The organism is Halosimplex rarum, assembly GCF_047715405.1.
Taxonomy (GTDB): domain Archaea; phylum Halobacteriota; class Halobacteria; order Halobacteriales; family Haloarculaceae; genus Halosimplex; species Halosimplex rarum.
The window spans coordinates 1,849,248-1,865,764 of sequence record NZ_CP180412.1 but is presented as its reverse complement, the minus strand read 5'-3'; the positions used below and the strand labels follow the sequence as shown (position 1 = coordinate 1,865,764).

The window sequence follows — 16,517 nt, the reverse complement described above, 5'->3', positions numbered from 1 at the left end:
AGATGAGCTTAGAACGCAAGGAGGAACACGACCACGAGACCTGGATGGAGAGCCGCGACCTGACGGCTATCGAGGAGATCTACCTCACCCTGTTGCTGTGGCTCGACAGGCGCCTGCGCATCGTCGACTATCTGGAGATCCTCGAGAACATGTACTACAAGGTCAACTTCCAGATGCCCAAGAGCCACACGGAGCAGTACAACCTGGACAACAAGTTCTGGTACTGGTATCCGCTGTACGCGCTCGGGTCGTTCTCGACCATCGCGTACGTCGTGGCCGCCATCTCCGGCGCGCTGCTGGGCTTCTACTACGCGCCCGGCGCGGGCGCCTCGAACGGGACGCCGGACCTCGCGTACAACTCCATCACGTTCATCATGACCGACCTGAACTTCGGCTTCTTCCTCCGGAGTCTCCACCGGTGGTCGGCGCAGGTGATGGTCGCGGCCGTGTTCCTGCACATGCTGCGCGTGTACTTCACGGGCGCGTACAAGGAGCCGCGCGAGCTCAACTGGATCATCGGCATCGTCCTCATCTCGCTGACGATGGTCTTCGGGTACACGGGGTACCTGCTCCCGTGGGACCAGCTGGCCTTCTGGGCCGGGCAGATCGGCGTCGAGATGAGCCTGTCGATACCGCTGATTGGCGAGTGGGTGGCTCAGCTGCTGTTCGGCGGGTTCACCCTCAGTCAGTCGACGGTCCAGCGGATGTACATCCTGCACGTGTTCGTGCTCCCGTTCGTCACGACGGGGCTGATCGCCGTCCACATCGGCATCGTCTGGATGCAGGGCATCGCGGAACCACACTGATACAATGAGCGACAACGACAACAGCGAAGAAGTTCGCACCGACGGCACGGGTATCGTCCCGCCGGACGACGAGACCCCGACCTGGAGCGAGCGGAAAGCGCGCCAGCAGGGGCTCGCCCGGCTGACTTACGAGTACTTCGAGCGCTCGCGACGGGAGGACCAGGACCTGCGCCAGCAGTCCAGCTACGTCGAACGGGACGTGCTGGCGTTCCCGACCTGGCCCCACGAGATGATCCGCAACCTCGCGCTGACGAGTTTCTTCGTCGGCATGATCATCTTCCTCTCGGCGGCGCTGCCGCCCCACATCGGCCCGCCGGCCGACTCGTCGTCGACGCCGCCGGTCATCCTGCCCGACTGGTACCTCTACTGGTCGTTCGGCCTGCTGAAACTCGGCCCGCTCAACCCCGACATCAGCCTGCTGGGCGGTCAGAAGCTGATGGCCGACCGAACGTACGGCGTCCTCGCCAACCTGGTCGTCGTCGGGTTCGTCGCAATCGTCCCCTTCCTCAACAAGGGGAGCGCGCGCCGGCCGGTCGAACAGCCCTTCTGGGGCGCGGTCGGCGTTAGCGGCATCGTGTTCGCGTTCACCATCGCCGCGCTGTCGGTCAAGAACCTGATCACGATGGACTCGCACCTGCTGTTCGACCTGACGTTCCTGCTCCCGATCCTGTCCGCGTTCCTCGCGTACGCGGTGCTCAGGACGATGCGGGAAGGGTACATGTTCAACCTCAACCGCCGGTACTACCGGCTGCGGCCGCCGAAATAGATGGCGGACGACCCGTCCCGGACCGGCGACTCGGCCGACGAGGCCGCGGACGCCCGCGGGACGGACCCGGATTCTGCGGTCGGTTTCGACTCGGCGACTTCCGAGACGCGCTCGGAGCGCGACGATTCCGACGGCGAGGGCGCCGAGAGCGGCCAAGCCGGAGGCGACGCGCGGAGCGTCGTCGTCCCCACGGCCGTCTACAAGCGCGTGACGGTCTTCTCGACGCTGATCGCGGTTGTCGCCGTGGTCGGAGGGTTTCTCGTCCTCGACGTGGCGACGGACAGGGCGACGGCGGAGCTATCGGAGATCGACCCGCTCGTGGCGCTGGCCGGCGTGGGACTGATCGCCTTCGGGGCGGTCACCTACGCCTTCTCGACGCGGTTCCGGGCCGAAGGAATGGGAAACGCTAAAGACGACACCGACGAACCGTCAAACAATGGCTGACGAATTCGCGAAGGGGTTGGCGATACTGTCCGGCGCGGGGATGGCGTGGCTGACCCTGGCCGGCTGGTATCGCACCCCGAGTTTCGAGGGTAGCGGCGTCCAGCTGATCGCGCCGGTCGAGACCCCCTCGTCTATCTACGGCGAGATCGGGATCGCACTGATGGACGTGATGGCGTGGTTCGCCATCATGGGCGCGCTCACCTTCTGGGTCGTCATCCCCGCCATCGAACAGACACGCGAAGCGTACGCCGAACGCTCGAACTGACGACGACTCGATTTCTCTCGCCGCTTTCGGTTCCGAGCGCTCGCTCAGTTCGCCGCGCTGTCGGTACAGCGTGCAAACTGAGTCGTTGTTTCTGTGGGTTTGGCTATGAAATGACGTTAGATGGACGCCGCCACTATTGACAGCAAGCGATGAAAGCCCTCGGCGGGCTCGCGGTCGCTGAGTCGGATATCCTCGTGGTCTGAGAGAGCTTCGCTCTCTCGTCATCACGAAAGACGGCTCCGCCGTCTTTCGAACGACTGCGCTCGGATAGTGCCGACTCAGACGACTCCGCTCCCTGCGGTCGCCGCGAGCCCGCCTCGCCCTTTCAGTCCGCCAGGAAGACAGCAGAACAGCAACCGCACAGCACCGCGCCTCACGCCTCCCCAGCCGATTGCGGTGTCTGCGGGCGACCCGCGAGTCGTCCGCATGGCCCGAGGGACCTTCGGTCCCTCGCTGCTCACTACGTTGCGCTCCTCATCCACCGGAAGACTCGATCCGCTCGTCTTCCGAGCCTTCGTTCACTGCGTTCACGAAGACCTCGCAGGATACTGTCGCGTCTGGCGAGAGCGTCGCTCTCGCTGACCCTCGTTCGCTTCGCTCACGAGGAAGACAAGACTCGCGACAGCGCGCGCCACCGCAACTGTTCACTCGACAGGCTGTACTGAGCATTCGCGCGAACGCAGTGAGCGCGATTCACCGGAATCGAGCGGAGCGAGATTCCGGCTATTTCACCCATGTTTTTGGCTCGGGGGTTCCCGCAGGGAGCGTAGCGACCGAGGAAACCCCCGAGAGAAAAAGATGGCTTTACAGGAACTGGCCGAGCGGGCCGTAGAAGAACGTGACGTACCCGACGTACAGCAGGGCGACGAGCGAGGCGCCGATCGCGGCCTTGGGTCGCTCGACGTCGATCTCCCGGCGGACCTCGACCCGGCGAGATTCGAACTCGAAGAGGTCGGTCAGCAGGATGAAGATAGCGATCGTCGAGGCGACCATCCCCGCGTGGTGGTGGATGGTCGCGTAGTAGAACGACCCGAGGACGAGCGCGACGTTGGTGGCGATGTGGAAGGGGTGACGCGTGAGTTCGTCGGCGTCACCGTTCTCGGCCTGCGAGATGTGGCGTCTGTGCGCCAGCGCGCGCGCGGCGATGTTCAACACCACGAGACCGAGGAGCACCGCCTCGATGACGAGGATCTCCCCGGTGATGTGGTCCCCGAGGGCGGCGTCGATCGGCCCGAACAGCTCGTATGCAACCATAGCGGGAGATCAGTCCGTGGCCCATTAGAGTTTTTCCAATCCAGCGCGGCGCTGGACCGGGTGGAGGCGGGTTACGCTGGGGCGTACGGCGACCGGCTCGCCTCGACCACCGCGACGACCAGGGACGCGGCCGGCGACGCGGTGACGGGTTCGGCCGGATCGACCTGGCCGACGACGCGGTCGTCGGCGAGGAGATGGACGGCGGTCTCGTCGCGTTCGACGGTGACGCCCAGGTCGTCAGTCGGGACGACCCAGTGGCCGATGTCCGTCTCGAACGGGGCGACGGGGACGACTGCGGCGGCGTCGCTGCCCGGGGCGAGGACCGGTCCACCGGCCGCGCTGGCGTAGCCGCTCGACCCCGCCGGCGTCGCGACGACGACGCCGTCGGCGCGGAACCGGGCGACTCGGTGGTCGCCACTGTCTACCGCGTACTCCGAGATCTGCGCGGGCTCGGCGCTGACGAGCATCACGTCGAGCAGCGCCCGTGCGCGCGTGCCGTCGCCGACGCGGACGTCGACGACGGGGTGGGAAGTGCGTTCGAAGTCGTCGACGAGGAGCGCGGCGACCGCCTCGTCGACGGCGCCCGGCGGAACGGACCTGACGCCGCGCCCGGCGGCGACCGGCAGCACGGGGACCGACGGCGTCGCGCGCGCGAGTGCAAGTAGCGCCGGTTCGCCGACGGCGACGAGCACCTCGCTATCGTCGACGACGCTCCGCGCAGGGCCGACGACTGGCGTCCCGCCGGCGGCTTCGACAGCGGCGACGACGCCGTCGGTGTCGCCGCCGACGACACCGACGACCGGTCCGTTCGTCATCACCGGAGTGTGGCGAGGACTCGGCAAAAAGGCACCGCACCGCGTGTGTGTCGCGAGCGGTGGGCGGCGTGGCGTCGGTTCTGTTCCGGTGGATTCACTACGGGCGGTCCCCAACCCCCGGGTATGAGCGATCAGAGCGCGGACGTGTCACGTCGGGCGTTCCTGCGCGCCGGCGCGGGCGCCACAGCAGTCGCGGCGGGCGCGGGTACCGCCGCCGCCCAGGAAGGGACCGATACCGGGGGCGGAGGCGGAGGCGGCGGAAACGTCCAACCCGAGTGGCCATCGTACGTGGACGACGCCAACGACGAGGGCTACGAGGACCTCCGCGGGCAGTCAGAGGCGACCGTCGAGGTCGGCGTCGGGTCGGGCGGCTTCGCGTTCGGACCCACCAAGATCTGGATCGACTCGGGGACGACGGTGAACTTCGAGTTCGTGGAGGCCGGACACAACGTCAAGCCGAACGAACAGCCCGAGGGCGGCAGCCTCGACGGGACCGAGGGCGGCGAGTTCGCCACCATCTCCGAGGGGGAGACCTACTCGGCGACGCTCGAAACGGGCGGGATGTACACGTACAACTGCGCGCCCCACGCGGGCCAGGGAATGAAGGGCGCCATCGCCGTCGGCGAAGACGTTCCGACCGTCGAGGTGGACAGCGGTGGCGGCGGTAGCAGCATACCGCAAGTGCCCGACGCGGCGAAGTCCCTCGGCATCGCCACCGGGTTCGGGATGGCCGCGACGCTCGGTCTGGCGTACTTCTTCATCAAGTACGGCGGCGATTACGGCGAGTACGACGAGGCCTGAGGCGTCGGCCTGCCCCTTCGCGGAGCCCAATTTTTCGGTCGTCGCAGACAGCGAGTTCGTGTCAGATAGCGTCCGGTCCGGTGTGGACCGTCAGGTCGACTTCGCGGGGTTCGCCTTCCACGTCCGCGACGATCCGTTCGACCACTCGCGTCGCTTCCTTTCGGATGAGCGGTTTGACCTTCTCGACGACCCAGGACAGCGAGACGAACCGCGGCAGGTCGATGCTACCCGCGTTGACCGAGCCGGGTTCGTACTCGATCCGCAACGTCACGCGCGAGGCGGTCTCGGCGTTCGGGGGCGCCTCCTCGGGGACTTCCTCGACGAGCCAGTGACCGTCGGCGTCGACGTTCTTGACGACGCGCCAGTCGAGTCGACTCGGCCGCTCGGTCGAGACGACCTCCGTCTGGGCCGTGTAGCTGAGCTTCCACCAGGCGAACCGCAGGCTGTAGCGCGTGCCGGGCGAGCCGTCGCCGTCGCGTCGCACTTCCTCGAGGTACTCGGAGTAGTTCGCGTACCGCGGGAAGTCGACGATGAAGTCGTACATCTCGTCGGGCGGTACGTACACTACCGTACTGACCTCGACTTCGTCCACACGTCCCCTGCGGGCCGCTCGTACTAATAGCCTCGGCGGGCGACCGCTCACGGTCAGCGAGCGATCCCCGGACAAGAGCCGAATCGAGCGTGAAAATCGAACTGGTTCCGAGTTGTCGGTCAGTGGGCCGCGTCGACCTCGACGTCGGCCTCCCTGGCAGAATCGGCGGTGCGCGGGTCTCGGTCGTCGAACCCGTCGCCGCGGTCGTCGAATTCGTCGCCCTCGTCCGAGCGCTCGCGGAGGGCGACCCCGAGGTAGCCGCCGACGGCGCCGGTCCCCGCGACGACGGCCGCGACGACGGCGAGCGCGAACACCATGATCCCCACGACGATCACCAGGCCGAGCGCCTCGCCGCCGGCGATCGCGCCGAAACTGAAGAGGCTGAAGACGAGCAGGAGGACGCCGAAGATAGGGATCGCGGCGATGAGGCCGGAGACGGCCCCGACCTTCGCCCCGTCCATGCGAGTCCCTCGCTGCAGATAGCCGGCGACGGCGCCTCCGAGCACCGTTGCGAAGGGGATCCAGGAGAGGAGGACCATCGCGACGGCCCCGATGAGCGCGTTCACCCAGAAGTCACCCTCTCGCTGTGCGACGAACGAATCCGCGGATTTCGTGTCCATGGCATCCTATAGGCGCTCTCACACGATAAACCTATGTTCTACATAGAGGGCCTTTGGCGCGTAATTTCGGGTCTTTCGACGGATCGGTCGAGGGCTGTCGATAGACCTATGGTCTCGACCGTGGACAGCCTACTCCATGAGCGAGGACGGAGACCACGAGTTCGGGTCGTTCGGCGGCCGCCACGTGCCGGAACCGATGCAGGAACCGCTTGCCCAGCTGGCCGACGCCTTCGAGACGGTCGCCCAGACCGAGGAGTTCCGCGAGGAGTTCCGGGCGATCCTGGAGTCGTACGCGGGCCGCCCGACGCCGATCTACCACGCCGAGAACCTCTCCGAGCGCTACGGCGCGGAGATCTACCTCAAGCGAGAGGACCTGCTCCACGGCGGCGCACACAAGATCAACAACGCCGTCGGACAGGCGCTGCTCGCGGAGAAGGCCGGCAAGTCGCGGCTGATCGCGGAGACCGGTGCCGGCCAGCACGGCACGGCGACGGCGATGGTCGGCGCCCTGTTCGACCTCGATACGGAGGTCTACATGGGGAAGAAAGACGTCGAGCGCCAGCAGATGAACGTCTTCCGGATGCGCCTGATGGGCGCGGAAGTCAACGAGGTGACCCGCGGCGGCGAGGGGCTCGCCGACGCCGTCGACGCCGCGCTGGAGGACTTCGTCGAGAACGTCGACGACACGCACTACCTGGTCGGGTCGGTCGTCGGCCCCGACCCGTTCCCGCGGATGGTCCGGGAGTTCCAGTCGGTCATCGGCCGCGAGGCGCGTGAGCAGTTCCTGGATCGGACGGGCGAGCTGCCCGACGCCGCGGTCGCCTGCGTCGGCGGCGGATCGAATGCCATCGGGCTGTTCCACGCCTTCCGGGACGACGACGTGGCGTTCTACGGCGGCGAGGGCGGCGGCGAGGGGAGCGACTCCACGCGCCACGCCGCACCGCTGGACGACGGGCACGAGGACGTGATCCACGGGATGAAGACCAGAGTGATCGACGACGACACAGAGGTCCACTCGGTGTCTGCCGGGCTGGACTACCCCGGCGTCGGCCCCGAGCACGCGATGTTCCGGGAGGTCGGCCGGGCTGAGTACCGGGCGATCACCGACGACGAGGCGCTGGAGGCGTTCCGCGCGCTGAGCGGGGAAGAGGGGATCATCCCGGCGCTGGAGACGGCCCACGGGCTCGCGATGGCCAAGCGCGTCGCCGAGGAGACCGACCACGAGACGATCCTCGTCAACCTCAGCGGCCGCGGCGACAAGGACATGGAGACCGCCGCCGAGCGCTTCGACCTATCCTAATCGCGAGCGCCGGCTCGGTTTCGACTACTGCGTTTCCACCAACTCGCGGAGTCGCGCGATCCGCTCGTCGGTCGGCGGGTGCGAGCGCGTCTCGACGTGGAACTCGTCGTCGTGAACGTCGCCAGCAGCACCGTCGCCGTCTCCCGGTTCGAACCCGTGCGGGAGCAGACAGAGGCCGCGGACCTCGTCGTAGGCGAGGCGCTTGTCCACGGAGGGGGCGCTCGCCGTCTCCTCGTCGAGCGTCGCGAGCGCGTCGGCCAGGGCGGCCGGGTCGCCGGTGAGCGCGGCGCCGGCGTCGTCGGCCGCGAACTCGCGATAGTGCGAGAGCCGGCGGGCGGCGGCGACGGCGACGGTGGCGAAGATACCGAGAACGACGCCGCCGCCGACGATCACCGCCGCGAGGCCGACGACGAACCCGACGACGTACCCAGGGGTGAAGGGGTTCGACCGCGTCGCGACGGCGCCGGCGAAGTAGACCACACAGAGCGCGACCGCCCAGACGAAGCGACTGCGCGCCCACGGTCCCAGCGAGTCGAGGAGGGAGTAGCGGTCGCTGGTCAGCGCCGGGAGGAACGAGGCGAGGGTCATCACCGTCGCGTCCCGGTGCTGGAGGTGCGCGAGTTCGTGGGCGAGGACCGCGTCGAGGTGGTCGCCGTCGAGCGTCGCGAGCAGTCCGGTGCTGACCACGAGCGTGGGCCGTCCGACGCCGTCGAGCGCGAAGCTGTTGGGCGTCTCGCTGTCGACGACGTAGCACTCTGGGGTCGGGACGCTCGCCTGGGCGGCCAGCCGCGTGACGCGGCGGTCCAGCTCCGGGTGGGAGTCCGCCGTGGCGCGCTCGGCGTCGACGGCGCCCAGGGTCTCGCTGCGGACGTATCGCAACTGCGCCCAGACGCACGCGCCGACGAGGGCGCCGGCCAGCGGGAGCCACCACAGCGCCGTGACTGCCGGGGGTAGTCCGACCGCGTCGCCTGCCCGCCGTGCGAGCGCGCCGAGCCGCGGCGCCGTCAGGTAGACGAGCGCGCCGACGAACATGGCGTTGGCGGCGACGACGGCGGCGAGCGTCGCCGCCATCCTGACCGCCAGCCCGCGGTCGCTGCTGAGAGGCACGTCAGTGGCGTTCTCGGGGACGGGGCAAAAACTGTCCGATCGTCGGAACAGTCACCGAAGGCAACAGTTTAGTCGCGCAGCGTCCAGTGTCCGGTGTGACGCGATCAGGGCACCGCACAGTGCTGGTGGCACTGGGAGTCGTCGCGGTCGCACTCGGGAGCGCGCTCTTCCCGCCCACCGGGTTCGGATCCGCGCCGGCCTCGGAGACCGACCTCGTCGGCCCCGACGCCCCCGCTTCCGGGGACGGTCACGCGCCTGGACCGGACGGAGCGACCGCCGACCCGGGTGACTCGGCGGACGACTCGTCGGCTGATAGGGGGACGGTCGATGGGACGGCGACCGACGGGTCCGACGGAGCCTCGTCGGGGGCGACGGTGACCACGGTGGCGGCTTCTACGCGCACAGCGACGCCGACGCCCACGGCGAGCCCGACGCCGACGGCCACGGCAATCGAAACGACAGCCGAGAGAGACGACGAGAGCGGCGTCGACTTGCTCGGTATCGTCGGCGGGCTCACGCTCCTGTTCGTGCTGGTGCTCGCGCTCGTCTTCGTGGGCCGATTCGTCCAGGCCCTCCGGGAGAGCGGGGGATCCGCGGGCGGGTCGGCGCAGTCGCTCGGTCTCTTCGGTGGGATCGCGCGGCTGTTCACCGGGTCGCCGACGGCGGTCGCGGCGCGGATCCCGCAGGCGACGATGGTCGCGCTCGTCGGCGTCTCGACCGGGACGGCGCGGATCCTCGCCGGCGCCGGGTCGCTCGCGAGCGAGGCCGCCGGCGGGTTCGCGTTCGTCTTCGGTGCCGGGGCGCGCTCGCTCGGCAAGGGGTTCGGGAGCGGGCTGGACGGGCTGTTCTCGCTCCCCAGCGCGCCGTCGCTCTCGCTCTCTGGCCTGTTCTCCGGGCTGGGCCGCGGCGGGACGAGCACAGCGACGGGCGAGTCGCCGACTGCGGACGCCCGCGCGACGGCTTCGATCGATCCCGACTCCGAGGAGGAGAGCGCCGATCCGATCCGGACAGTCGAAGGCGCCTGGGAGGCGTTCGCCGCTCCGCTCCCTGTCGAGGACCCCGAGGCGCGCACGCCGGGCGAGTTCGCGCGGTTGGCGGTCGAGCACGGTGACCCGCGCGGGCCGGTCCGCCGACTGACGCGCGCGTTCCGCGACGTGCGCTACGGCGGTCGGCCGCCGTCGGGCGACCTGACGCGGTCGGCGATCGACGCCGTGAGCGACATTCTCGCCGACCGCGACCGGGAGGACGACCGATGAGCGACCGGTCGGCCGCGGATCCGGCTGGTGAGGCCCCGTGGCGGTCCGTCGGGTCGCTCGTTCTGAACTCCCGGACGCTCCGGACTGTCGCAGGCGGCCTCGGCGTCCTCTCGCTGGTGACGGCCATCGGAGTCGCGGCCGGCGTCGGCGGTCCCCGCGTCGCTGACGCTATCGGCGCACTCGCCGACCCGGCGCGGCTGTTCGTCTACCTCATCGCGCACCTCGCGGTCGCGCTCGGCCTCTGGTCGCTGTGGACGGCCAGGGGGAGTGGGACGGAAGAGACACAGACGACGCTCCCGCACCCGGAGCGCGCGGACGAATCGCCCGGCAAGGTCCTCGGGGGCGATATCGACGAGACGTTGCGGAGACTCGCCGATCCGACTGACACGGTCGAACTGCGGGGCCGAATCGACGTCGAGCGGACGATCCGGCGAGTGGCCGTCGACGTGCTCCGGGAGGAAGCCGACTACGACCTGGGCGGGTTACAGGCCGCGCTCGACGAGGGGACCTGGACCGACGACCCGCGCGCCGCGGCGTACATGGGCGACGTGGAACTCCCGGTCCGGATCAGAGTGATCGACTGGGCCAGCGGGGATCCGTATCGCCGGAGAGTGCAGGCGACCGTGGCGGAACTGGCCGCCATCGCCGACGTCGAGTCGGAGGTGGAGTCGCCGTGAGCGCGGAGACGACCGCCGAGGGCGACCGACCGTCCGCGGCGGCCGAGGGCGAGCGCGGCGAGCGGCCCGAGGACGGGCGGACCGCGACGACTGGCGGATACGTGGACGAGCCGCTGGTGACGCGGACGACGACCGTCTCGGAGACGGCGAGCGTCGACGCAGACGACCGGTGGGTCGTCGGCCTCGTGCTCGCGTTGGCCGCGGGAAGCGCCGGCGTCGTGCTCTCGAACACCGGCGCGTTCCTCGCGGGGATCGTCGGGCTGGTCTACGCCGGCTACGTCTCGCTCTCGGGGCCGCCCGCGGCGCCGCTCGTGGTCGAGCGGACCGTGGCGCCGGCGGCGCCGAAACCGGGCGATCGAGCGACGGTGACGGTCCGGGCTGAGAACGTCGGCTCGGCACCGCTCGCGGATCTGCGCGTCGCGGATGACCCGCCGGAGGGCCTGGAGGTGGTCGACGGCGAGACGCGCGCCGCGGGCACCGTCGAATCGGGGGACGCCCTGGAGTTCAGCTACGACCTGCGGATCTCGCGGGGGAAGCACGCCTTCGGCAACGTGGTCGCGGTCGCGCGCGGCGCGAGCGGCGTCGGCGTCCGTCGCACGGTCTACGGCGCCGAGGCGACGCTGGTCTGTCACGCCCCCGTCGAGTCGCTGGCGCTGGCCGGCCAGACGGGGATCGGGTCGGGCCGCGTCCAGACCGACAGCGGCGGCGAGGGCGTCGAGTTCTACGCCACCCGGGAGTACGCGCGCGGCGACCCCGCGAGCCGCGTCGACTGGAACCGCTACGCGTCGACCGGCGACCTCACGACCGTCACCTACCGCGAGTCGAACGCGGCGACGGTCGTCTTCGTCGTCGACGGGCGCTTCGACCACCGACGCGCGGTCGGCGAACCGACCGTCCGTGAGCTTTGCTGTTACGCGACGGTTCGGTTGGCCGACGCGGTCCTCGACGACCAGAACCTCGTCGGCGCGTCCGTGTGTTACTACCGCTCGTCGGGCGTCATCGGGACGCTCGGGACGGTGGCCCCGGACCGCGGCCCGGAGCAGACGCTGCGGATCCGGACGTTGCTCCGGGCGCAACTCGACGTCGACGTCGACGACCTGTACGTCTCGGCCGACCGCGAGTCGGACCCGGCCGGCGGGGACGCGTCGGGCGAGCGACCGGACGCGACCGGCCGTGGGTCCGGCGACGTCGGCAAGCAGAACCGCCAGCTGTTCGACGCCGTCCCGGACGGTGCTCAGGTCGTCTTCGTCACGCCGCTGCTCGACGACGTCTCGGTCCGGACGGTGGACGAACTGGTGGCCCGCGAGCACGTGACGACGGTCGTCAGCCCGGACGTGACCGACGGGTCGACCCTCGGCGGGACCGTGGAACGGGTCAAGCGGTCCGAACGGCTGCGGACGGTCACCGGCACGAAGCGGGTCCGGGTCGTCGACTGGACCCCGGACGAACCGCTGCAGGCGGCCGTCGATCGCGCCGGCGCGAGGTGGGGCGCGTGACGGCTCCCGACAGTCGCGCCCGGAGCGGCGTCGTCTCCGCGCGCACGGCGCTCGTCGTCGCGGTCGCGTTCGCCGCACTGGTCGCGGTCGGGCTGGACGCGCCGTCGCTCGCTGCTGTCGCCGGCGGCGGCGCACTGGCGCTCGGCTGGGGGACCGGCGCGGTCACGAGCGAGCGAAAGCGACGCGTCGGCGCCGGTAGCACGGCGCTGTCGCTCGGGAGCGCCCTCCTTATCGGCGGCGTAATGCTGGCGGTCCGAGCGGACGCGACCGCGTACGCGCTGCTCCTCGTCGGGACGGCGGTCGTCGCCGTCGCGTGCTGGGACGGGTTCGCGGACGACGCGGTCTCCGAACTGTACCGGACGGTGTCCGAGTCCGGGTTCGTGGTCGTCGTCGGCTGCATCGCGTTCGCACTGGGGGCGTTCCTGTTCGGGACCGGGGTCGTGGCGATCGCGCTCGGGCAGGTGTTCGCGCTGTCGACGTACTCGTCGATGGCCGCGCTGTGGTGGATCCAGGTCGGCGTCATCGGCGTCGGACTGCTCGCAGAGCGAGCGGCGCGGGTCGTCGACCGCTGGACGCCGGAGGGAACCGAGATGGACGACGGCCTCGCCGCGCAGTTCAGGCTCCGGCTGACCGACCTACCGCTGTGGTACGTCGGGGCGCTGGTCGTGCAGTTCGTCCTCGCGACGGTCGTCCCGGACCTACTGGATCCGTTCCTGACCGCGCGTCCGGCCGTCGAACGGGCCGCGGAGGTCGCGCTGCTCTCCGGCGCCACGCAGGTCGCGCTCGCCGGCGTGGCCGCCGTGCTCGCGGCCGTCGTGCTGGCCGCACCGCTCCAGCGGAGCGTCGTCTTCTGGACCGGGACGTCGCCCGGGTACACGCTGGCGTTCGCCGCGGGCGGGATCGTCGCGGTGGTCTGTGCGTTCGCCGTCGGCGTCCTCGCCGCGTTCGGACTCGCCTTCGCGTGGCTCGCGCCGTGGGTCCCGACCGGTGCTGTGGTTGCGGCCTTCGGACCGGCCTTGCAGGTGTTGGGTGGGGTGTTCGTGTCGATCCTGGTGACCGCCGCGGTGATCCTCGGCGTCCACGTCTTCGTCGACAGCGCGAACCTGACGGGCGCCGGCTTCGCCGTCGGCGCGACGCTGCTGCTCGGAGGGACGCTATTGCTCGCGGACGACCTCCCGGCGGTCGCCGTCGTCGTCGGCGCCGCGGTCTGCCTGTTCGTCTGGGACCTCGGCGTCCACGCGGTCGGACTCGAACGCGACCTGGGCGGGATCAGCCCGCCGGCGCGGACCGAAGTCGTCCACGCGACGGCCGCCGGGAGCGCGCTCCTCGGGGGCGTCGCCGTCGCGACGGCAGTCGGCTACCTGGCGGTCCCCCTCCGGATCCCGGACGACCGCGCCGCCGTCGCGCTCGCCCTCGTCCTCTGTTCGCTCGTCGCTGTCGCGTTCGCGGTGCGGCGCTGACGAGTCTGCGGGCGGCGGATCGGCCGACCGATGGCGAATCGACGGCGACGCCGACCGTCCGACGGCCCGATTGCGGGACCGATCGTCAGCGAACGGAACACTCATTAGGCCAGTCCCGACCAGTATCGAACGGGTGTCAGAGGCATCCCCTATCGAATCGGACACCCCTCTCCCCCCTCTCGGTTCTCGCTATCGGCGCGCCGAATCCGTCTCTTCCGAGAGCGTCGCCCGCGTCCGAGCCGCCTCTTATAAGTCGCGCCGGCGCCAACCTGCGAGCGATGCTGGACGGCGTCAACGTCGCGCTCGGTGTCACCGGCTCGATCGCGGCCGTGAAGACGGTGGAACTCGCCCACGAACTGCGCCGCCGCGGCGCGAGCGTCAGGGCCGTCACGACGAGCGCAGCGCGCGGGATCGTCCACCCCTGGTCGCTGGAGTTTGCCACTGACGAGCCTGTGGTCACCGAGATCACCGGCGCCGTCGAACACGTCGAACTCTGCGGTCGCGAGGGGTGGGCCGACGTGTTCCTCGTCGCGCCCGCGACGGCGAACACCGTCGGGAAGATAGCGGCGGCCGTCGACGACACGCCGGTTACGACCTGCGCGACGACGGCGCTGGGGGCGGGCGTGCCCGTCGTCGTCGCGCCCGCGATGCACGAACCGATGTACGACCACCCCGGCGTGCTGGAGGCCATCGACCGCGTCGAGTCCTGGGGCGTCGAGTTCGTCGACCCGCGCGTCGAGGAGGGGAAAGCGAAGATCGCGACCGAGGACGCCATCGCGCTGGCGACCGCCCGCGCCGCGACGCCGGACGCCCTCGCCGACCGCCACGTCGTCGTCACAAGCGGTGCGACGACCGAGTCGATCGACCCGATCCGGACGCTCTCGAATCGCGCCTCGGGCAAGACGGGCCGTGCGGTAGCCCGGGCGTGTTACGTCCGCGGCGCCGACGTGACGCTCGTCCACGACGGTGAGGGCGTTCCCTACGCGACCGTCGCGTCCGTCGAGTCGGGCGAGCAGATGCGCGAAGCGACGCTCGACGCCGTGGCCGACGCCGACGCGCTCGTCTCCGCGGCGGCCATCTCCGACTACACCGTCGAGCGCCGCCCATCGAAGATCCGCTCAGGGCAGGAGAGGCTGACGCTCGAACTCGAACCGACGCCGAAACTCGTCGACGCCGTCCGCGAGGCCCGCCCCGACCTTCCCATCGTCGGGTTCAAGGCCGAGACCGACGGCGACGACGAGGACGTCGTCGCGGCCGCCCGTGCCCTGCTCGACCGCGCTGGGATGGCGTTCGTCGTCGGCAACGACGCCGGCGTGATGGCCGCCGACCGGACGCGCGCGCTGCTCGTTCGCCCCGACGAAGTGAGCGAGTACGAGGGCGAGAAGGCCGGACTGGGCGCCCGCATCGCCGAGGAACTCGCCGAGGAACTCTGACTGTCGCCCGCTGTCGCTACCCGTCGCTCTCGTTCGCCCGGCTTCCCGTCCCGTCGAACCCTGTCAGGAGGACCGTCGAGAGGTCCGTCGACCGGACGACGCTGCGCGCGGCCAGTCCGAACAACAGCGCGTTCCCCCAGAGCCCGGGCTGGAAGAGGAGGTAGGCGGGTTGCAGCGTCTCAAACGCCGGGACCGCCGCGGGCACGTTGTGGACCACGAACTTCAGCCCGTAGGAGTGCAGGTGGACGAGCAGGAGGCTGACGAGCACGAGTTCGGGATAGCCGTCGCGTTCGAGTTCGACCGCGAGCAGGACGAGCGCGACGGGCAGGAGGGCGACGAAGTAGTAGGCGTACGTCTGAGGCGTGAATAGCGGGACGGCCGCGACGCCGAGCGCGAAGACACTCCGGCGCGCCCGGGACGGGGCGAGCACGGAGAGGCCGGCGATTCCCAGACAGACGAGCGCGCGCAGCGCCTGCGCGCCGGGGAGCCACGCGAACGGTTTGAAGTACGGCGGGAGCCAGAGCGTCGGCGACCGCGCGCCGCCGTCGCCCTGCTCGACGCCCCAGCGGAGCACTTCGACGTAGGTCCGGTAGGACGAGACGTCGAAAAACCGAATGGACAACCAGAGGACGGGAACCAGCGCCAAGAGGGCCCCCGCCATGCGCTGGCGGTCGTGGAGGAGGTGCGCACCGACGGGCGCGTAGGCGAACTTGACGATGCCGACGACCGCCGTCGCCGCGCCGCTGGCGAGCGCCACCGGCGACGATCGGAGGGAGTTGTCGGCCCGGTTCGCCGAACGGCGCCCGTCGTCGATCATCGCCGCGGCTGCGAACGAGAGGAGTCCGCCCATAAACAGGGCGGTCTGTCCCAGTTTCGCGGTCAGGATCACCGGCTGGAAGCCGGCGACGAGCCAGGCGAGGCCAAGCCGCTCGAACCAGCGGAGGTCCACGCCGAGGGCGGCGACCAGCGCCTGCAGACCGAGCCACAGGAACAGTCCCGTCGAGAGGACCCACGCCATCGCGGCGGGCCGGAACGCCAGCAGTTCGGTGAACGGCCAGAACAGCAGGAGCACGACCGGCGGGTAGAGGTAGGTACCCCAGAAGCCCCCGTCCTCGGTCCGGCGGTACAGCGACTCGCCCTCGTGCCAGCGCTCGATGGCGGTGTTGTACGCGCCGAAGTCGCCGAACCGGAAGTTCGAGGCGAACTCGAAGTTCGCGCGCAGCCACCAGTCGACGAACGGGTAGGTCAACAGCGCCCCGAGGAGGAGAGCGGCGACGAGGACCAGGCCGGGGCGCTCGCGGCGGCGCGCCCACAGCCTCTCCAGCAGTGACATGTTCGCCGATACTGTCGACGATTATGAGTGTCTTCCGTCACGTCAAAGAGCTCTTTGAGCCATCGGATCCCGGTGACGGCGGTCGGACGCGT

Annotated in this window: 17 protein-coding genes; 11 read left to right on the top strand and 6 right to left on the bottom strand. The window is 70.0% G+C overall.

Annotation, left to right across the window (positions count from 1 at the left end):
• The first annotated feature begins 2 nt into the window (after positions 1–2).
• From ACMGFH_RS09125 to ACMGFH_RS09110, 4 genes are read left to right on the top strand one after another with little or no spacing between them, the layout of a single operon-like run.
• Entirely contained in the window at positions 3–806 is an 804-nt protein-coding gene (locus ACMGFH_RS09125) for a cytochrome b (RefSeq protein ID WP_415382732.1), read from the top strand.
• 4 nt (positions 807–810) lie between these two features.
• Positions 811–1,572, top strand: a complete 762-nt coding sequence (locus ACMGFH_RS09120; RefSeq protein ID WP_415382731.1) for a cytochrome bc complex cytochrome b subunit — start codon at positions 811–813, stop codon at positions 1,570–1,572.
• Positions 1,573–2,016: a hypothetical protein gene (locus ACMGFH_RS09115; RefSeq protein ID WP_415382729.1), complete on the top strand. Its 444-nt coding sequence runs from the start codon at positions 1,573–1,575 to the stop codon at positions 2,014–2,016.
• The gene (locus tag ACMGFH_RS09110) at positions 2,009–2,281 is read left to right on the top strand and encodes a hypothetical protein (RefSeq protein WP_415382728.1); all 273 of its coding nucleotides are present in this window, start codon (positions 2,009–2,011) and stop codon (positions 2,279–2,281) included. Before ACMGFH_RS09115 ends, ACMGFH_RS09110 begins: the two co-directional genes overlap by 8 nt.
• A gap of 804 nt (positions 2,282–3,085) precedes the next feature.
• Here the strand turns inward: ACMGFH_RS09110 and ACMGFH_RS09105 are convergent.
• Together ACMGFH_RS09105 and ACMGFH_RS09100 are read right to left on the bottom strand one after the other, a co-directional pair.
• Positions 3,086–3,535 carry a hypothetical protein gene (locus ACMGFH_RS09105; RefSeq protein WP_415382727.1) on the bottom strand — a complete coding sequence of 150 codons (450 nt, stop codon included), beginning with the start codon at positions 3,533–3,535 and terminating at the stop codon, positions 3,086–3,088.
• A gap of 71 nt (positions 3,536–3,606) precedes the next feature.
• A complete protein-coding gene (locus tag ACMGFH_RS09100) occupies positions 3,607–4,350 on the bottom strand; it encodes an ATP-NAD kinase (RefSeq protein ID WP_415382725.1) in 744 nt (247 codons plus the stop codon).
• A 123-nt stretch (positions 4,351–4,473) separates the two neighbouring features.
• On the opposite strand from ACMGFH_RS09100, the gene ACMGFH_RS09095 reads away from it, so the two are divergent.
• The gene (locus ACMGFH_RS09095; RefSeq protein WP_415382724.1) at positions 4,474–5,151 is read left to right on the top strand and encodes a plastocyanin/azurin family copper-binding protein; all 678 of its coding nucleotides are present in this window, start codon (positions 4,474–4,476) and stop codon (positions 5,149–5,151) included.
• Positions 5,152–5,212: 61 nt separating this feature from the next.
• Here ACMGFH_RS09095 and ACMGFH_RS09090 read toward each other — a convergent pair whose 3' ends face one another.
• Together ACMGFH_RS09090 and ACMGFH_RS09085 are read right to left on the bottom strand one after the other, a co-directional pair.
• On the bottom strand, positions 5,213–5,743 hold the full coding sequence (locus ACMGFH_RS09090) for a type II toxin-antitoxin system RatA family toxin (protein WP_415382723.1): 531 nt from the start codon (positions 5,741–5,743) through the stop codon (positions 5,213–5,215).
• Positions 5,744–5,862: 119 nt separating this feature from the next.
• A complete protein-coding gene (locus ACMGFH_RS09085) occupies positions 5,863–6,363 on the bottom strand; it encodes a DUF5518 domain-containing protein (protein ID WP_415382722.1) in 501 nt (166 codons plus the stop codon).
• Positions 6,364–6,499: 136 nt separating this feature from the next.
• On the opposite strand from ACMGFH_RS09085, the gene trpB reads away from it, so the two are divergent.
• Positions 6,500–7,663 carry a tryptophan synthase subunit beta gene (gene trpB, locus ACMGFH_RS09080; protein WP_415382721.1) on the top strand — a complete coding sequence of 388 codons (1,164 nt, stop codon included), beginning with the start codon at positions 6,500–6,502 and terminating at the stop codon, positions 7,661–7,663.
• A gap of 24 nt (positions 7,664–7,687) precedes the next feature.
• Here trpB and ACMGFH_RS09075 read toward each other — a convergent pair whose 3' ends face one another.
• Entirely contained in the window at positions 7,688–8,770 is a 1,083-nt protein-coding gene (locus ACMGFH_RS09075) for a M48 family metalloprotease (protein WP_415382719.1), read from the bottom strand.
• Positions 8,771–8,865: 95 nt separating this feature from the next.
• Between ACMGFH_RS09075 and ACMGFH_RS09070 the strand changes: the two genes are divergently transcribed.
• The 5 genes from ACMGFH_RS09070 to coaBC all read left to right on the top strand — a co-directional run bounded on the left by ACMGFH_RS09070 (position 8,866) and on the right by coaBC (position 15,092).
• Complete coding sequence (locus ACMGFH_RS09070) at positions 8,866–10,026, top strand: DUF4129 domain-containing protein (RefSeq protein ID WP_415382718.1); 1,161 nt, start codon at positions 8,866–8,868, stop codon at positions 10,024–10,026.
• Entirely contained in the window at positions 10,023–10,703 is a 681-nt protein-coding gene (locus ACMGFH_RS09065) for a hypothetical protein (RefSeq protein WP_415382716.1), read from the top strand. Before ACMGFH_RS09070 ends, ACMGFH_RS09065 begins: the two co-directional genes overlap by 4 nt.
• Positions 10,700–12,199, top strand: coding sequence for a DUF58 domain-containing protein (locus tag ACMGFH_RS09060; RefSeq protein WP_415382715.1), 1,500 nt, complete (start codon positions 10,700–10,702; stop codon positions 12,197–12,199). Before ACMGFH_RS09065 ends, ACMGFH_RS09060 begins: the two co-directional genes overlap by 4 nt.
• Entirely contained in the window at positions 12,196–13,659 is a 1,464-nt protein-coding gene (locus ACMGFH_RS09055; RefSeq protein WP_415382713.1) for a hypothetical protein, read from the top strand. The genes ACMGFH_RS09060 and ACMGFH_RS09055 overlap by 4 nt, the downstream gene beginning before the upstream one ends.
• 278 nt (positions 13,660–13,937) lie before the next feature.
• Positions 13,938–15,092, top strand: coding sequence for a bifunctional phosphopantothenoylcysteine decarboxylase/phosphopantothenate--cysteine ligase CoaBC (gene coaBC, locus ACMGFH_RS09050; RefSeq protein WP_415382711.1), 1,155 nt, complete (start codon positions 13,938–13,940; stop codon positions 15,090–15,092).
• Between the two features lie 16 nt (positions 15,093–15,108).
• Here the strand turns inward: coaBC and ACMGFH_RS09045 are convergent, their stop codons facing one another.
• The gene (locus ACMGFH_RS09045) at positions 15,109–16,425 is read right to left on the bottom strand and encodes a glycosyltransferase family 87 protein (RefSeq protein ID WP_415382710.1); all 1,317 of its coding nucleotides are present in this window, start codon (positions 16,423–16,425) and stop codon (positions 15,109–15,111) included.
• Positions 16,426–16,517 lie beyond the last annotated feature (92 nt).